This is a genomic window from Mesorhizobium sp. M5C.F.Ca.IN.020.32.2.1, from assembly GCF_004023105.1.
Classification (GTDB): domain Bacteria; phylum Pseudomonadota; class Alphaproteobacteria; order Rhizobiales; family Rhizobiaceae; genus Mesorhizobium; species Mesorhizobium wenxiniae.
Window position 1 is genome coordinate 1 of sequence record NZ_RZSX01001220.1, and the last position, 1441, is coordinate 1441.

The 1441-nt window shown below is 67.5% G+C and carries 1 protein-coding gene and 2 pseudogenes; 1 reads left to right on the forward strand and 2 read right to left on the reverse strand.

Annotated elements, in window-relative coordinates:
- Positions 1 to 588 (forward strand): annotated as a pseudogene (locus EOA86_RS34565) (AMP-binding protein); the annotation flags it as partial.
- A gap of 40 nt (positions 589 to 628) precedes the next feature.
- Here the strand turns inward: EOA86_RS34565 and EOA86_RS34570 are convergent.
- Positions 629 to 871 (reverse strand): hypothetical protein, encoded by a 243-nt coding sequence (locus EOA86_RS34570; RefSeq protein WP_128345608.1) that lies wholly within the window; start codon positions 869 to 871, stop codon positions 629 to 631.
- A gap of 27 nt (positions 872 to 898) precedes the next feature.
- Positions 899 to 1441 (reverse strand): annotated as a pseudogene (locus EOA86_RS39745) (hypothetical protein); the annotation flags it as partial.

Sequence of the window (1441 nt, forward strand, 5' to 3'; positions counted from 1 at the left end):
GTGATCTCCATCAACACGCCGATGTACAACCGCTCCGGCAGCGTCGGCAAGATCATGCCGGGCATGGAATATCGCCTCGACCCGGTGCCCGGCGTCGACGAAGGCGGACGGCTTTTTGTGCGCGGCCCCAATGTCATGGCGGGCTATCTCAGGGCCGAGAAGCCCGGCGTGCTGGAACCGCTCGAGGACGGCTGGCATGACACCGGCGACGTCGTCGCGATAGATGAGGCCGGCTTCATCACCATTCGCGGCCGCGCCAAGCGCTTCGCCAAGATCGGCGGCGAGATGATCTCGCTGGCGGCAGTCGAGGCGCTGGCAGGCGAATTGTGGAAAGGCTCGCTCTCGGCCGTCGCCACCGTGCCGGACGTCCGCAAGGGCGAAAAACTGATCCTCATCACCGAGGCCCCCGGCGCCACGCGTGCCGAATTGCTGGCGTTCGCCAAGGCCAGCGGCGCTATGGACCTGATGGTGCCAGCCGAGGTGCGCGTCGTCGCCAAGGTGCCGGTGCTCGGCTCCGGCAAGCTCGACTTCGCCGCCGTGACCAGGATGGTGCGCAGCGAAGAAGAGATGAAGACCAGGGCCGCCTGATCGGAAGGCACCTAAAAGGGCCGGCCAGGCGCCGGCCTGTTTATGCGCTTAGCCCTTGAAGCGGCAGCCACGCCCGTTTCGGCACTGCGCCGGCAATTCCGGCCCGCAGCTCATTGATCAGCCGCCGCTCGGCCGGGATGGCGAAATGCCGGCTGCCAACCTCGGCACTTTGCGAATGATTGGCCACCGCCGCCACCGGCCAGGCTGCAAACCCGGGCCGGCTCAGGTTAAGCCAGAACCGGTAGAAAGCGCGGCCGGAGGCGAAGGGCGTCTCCGCTCGCATACGGTGGCCAGCGCACTTTTTCGCCGGTCAGGGCCTTGCCGAGCCCCAGCCCGTCGATCGCGCCTCGAACAGGCCTCTGCCGAGGACAACCTTGGCGCCAAATCCTTCCAGCGCGCTCATAGGCAGCGCATCGCGATTGAGACCGTCGGGGTCGTAGCGCGGATGCGAGCGCGTCAGCCGCATCCAGCCGAGCAATTCGGCGCGGAAGGCGCGGTCGCGCAGGAACGGCATGCCGGCATCGTCGGGCAGTGCCGCCAGCATGGCGATGTCGCCGGACGTATGCGCGAGCGTCACATCCCCCCGCGTCCTTCGCCCAGGCCTGCAGGGTCTGACTCGCCTCCACCGCCGCCGCTTGAAATGCGAACGCCAGGTGAAGCGGTTTGCGACATGGCCGTTCGACGGCGACGACTGCGCAGCACCGGGCACGATTCGCGGCGCCAGCCGGAAACCCGGAAACGCGACCGTAGCGCGGTGACGTTGGATGCAGTCGACCGCGGCACAGACCTCATGCCACCAGTCGTACGGGCAACTGTGCGAGGGAGCGGATGCCAAGACGCCTGCGCCACTCGA